3 protein-coding genes are annotated in these 2,104 nt (G+C 36.4%); all 3 read right to left on the bottom strand.

Annotated features, from left to right (window positions below):
• Positions 1-466: 466 nt before the first annotated feature.
• Positions 467-697, bottom strand: a complete 231-nt coding sequence (locus ABHN01_RS24880; RefSeq protein WP_429877773.1) for a hypothetical protein — start codon at positions 695-697, stop codon at positions 467-469.
• Positions 698-886: 189 nt separating this feature from the next.
• On the bottom strand, positions 887-1,096 hold the full coding sequence (locus ABHN01_RS24875) for a hypothetical protein (RefSeq protein ID WP_429877772.1): 210 nt from the start codon (positions 1,094-1,096) through the stop codon (positions 887-889).
• A 262-nt stretch (positions 1,097-1,358) separates the two neighbouring features.
• The coding region (locus ABHN01_RS24870; RefSeq protein WP_429877771.1) for an STAS domain-containing protein at positions 1,359-2,104 on the bottom strand (746 nt) is incomplete at its 5' end.

The following is a 2,104-nucleotide window of genomic DNA, read 5'->3' as shown; positions in this document are numbered from 1 at the left end:
CTCCATCTTTGTCTGGTTCCATAGGGACATTTCTTTGGGTATGAGGATAGCAAATACCACAAGGGCATGTACGGACTGAATAAAGACTGTAGCTACTAATTCGCGGAGCCATCCGATTGTAATTCCCGTCCTGTCCATACATCTCACCTGGCATAATGGCAATTTTGCCATGATGAATGAGGGCATCCTGCAGCTCCTCAGTTGAATAGGGTAACCTTGTGATATCAATACAGGCGAGATAAGTAGATTCCGAGAGTTGGAGCCGCATATATGCTCTGCCAGATAGTTCTTAACGATATTCATATTTTGATCAATATATTTATTCAGTTCATCTACCCAGGCACTGTCTTTACGGTAAGCGGAAACCAAACCCACTGCACCCAAGATACTAATCGAGGAAAGCCCATCCTTGGTTAGTTGACCATATCCCACGATACTTTCATAATTCGGCAAAAGGAAACAATTTTTATAAGGCTGTTTCTAAATAATACCTAATAAGATTTTTTTGATTTTTTTGATTTATAAACTTACCTCGCCTTACAAAAAATTTATTTCCGTGCAGTTTAATTGTGTCACCGATTGATATAATGGGTTTATTATTAGAAAGCACTAACAAAAGTTGTTCAGCAGTTCCTGAAAAAATCTTCTTATTACCTGCAATGAGTTCATGTCTATATTCCTCTGGATTTGTTTTCATATCAATCCCCGCTCTATTGTTTTTATAGTGTTTACCCGGAATGATTTGGCATAAACACCAAAAATTCGAGATTTTTATTAATGGATACAAATTGATTCGACCACCCCGATCTTTAAGTGCCTGGTATGGCCTCAAAATCTTCTCTATAGGCAGCAACAAAAAACACCCTCTAAAAGATGCCTAAAAAATTTATAGCTGCTCAATCATTCCTGAGAGCAACACGCCATCTTTTTGTTTTTCACAAACTCTTAAACGTATAAACAATTCACTTTGGAGATTCTTCGCTGTCCTCATTACTTGATCATCTTCTTTATCACTAATTGTATTTATAAAAATTGTAAATGTTTCACCGTTTTGACTGGCGTTTTTTAATCTATTCAACAAAGGACTGTAATCCATTTTATAACCTCCTTCCGCTTTAATAATTGGACAAGAAGCCAGGATATTCCTTTATCATAAAGAGCACCCAATTTGGATGCTCCGCCTTTGTTGATTATCAAAAATAAACCTAAAATTTTTTATTAAAGTAAAATTTTTGTTTCCTGACTTGACGGAAAAAATCGCTTTTTCTTAAACCCATTTATTAGTTCAATAAGTTTTGAGGAGTATTCCTTTCCCTCAAAAAAGTAAGTAAAAACGGAATGTGTTGACCGTTCCTGTATTAAATCAGATTTGCATCTAAATAATCGGCTAATGTTTGCTGAAGCGTACCTTTAGTTGATGCATACTCATCAAACGAAATATCCAAATGAATCATTTTCCTGACAAGTTCTGCACGCAGACCGGTAATGACAGCTTCACATCCCATCAAGGAAACCCCGCTCATCACTCTTTGAAACTGGTGTATTACCTCAATATCCATATCTGTAATGCCTGATAGATCCATGATTAACGTTCGGATTTTTAAATTTGAAATATCCATCAATATTTTTTCCTCAATGGTATCCATACGGTACACATCAATTAAACCGATTAAAGGAAGGACGGCTATATGAGGACTGATCGGTATAATAGGCACAGATAAATGCTCAACTAATTTTCGCTGAGAGCTGATTAATTCATCTTTATAAGATGAATAACTAATGAAAAAGCTATTAAGAAAATTATCGATGCCGTCATTGATCTGCGTCTCCATCACATAAATCATTGCTCTGTAGTCTGAAATACTGACTACATGGGTATTCAGTTGATCGTATTTAAACAGGTAGTGCCAGACCGTCCTTCTAATCGCATGTACCCACTCCAGCTTAAGAGTAAGAGTTAAAGAATGCTCTGCCCAGGCTATCCCTTCTTGCTTGGCAAAGGAAATGAGTTCGTTCTCTTTCCTTTCCACCACATACGTTACCAGCTTCTCAGCGTTTTTCAAAAGATCAATATTCCCTGATTGTAAAATATCATTTATTTTAG

The sequence above is a fragment of the Fictibacillus sp. NRS-1165 genome, from assembly GCF_050468105.1.
Lineage (GTDB): Bacteria > Bacillota > Bacilli > Bacillales > Fictibacillaceae > Fictibacillus_C > Fictibacillus_C terrinigri.
The sequence above is the reverse complement of the archived record's forward strand: the minus strand, read 5'-3'. Positions and strand labels throughout refer to the sequence as shown.

Bases quoted from the DNA above. Each gene is read 5' to 3' on its own strand.
- ABHN01_RS24875 (WP_429877772.1), bottom strand. From the start codon at position 1,096: ATGGATTACAGTCCTTTGTTGAATAGATTAAAAAACGCCAGTCAAAAC.
- ABHN01_RS24880 (WP_429877773.1), bottom strand. From the start codon at position 697: ATGAAAACAAATCCAGAGGAATATAGACATGAACTCATTGCAGGTAAT.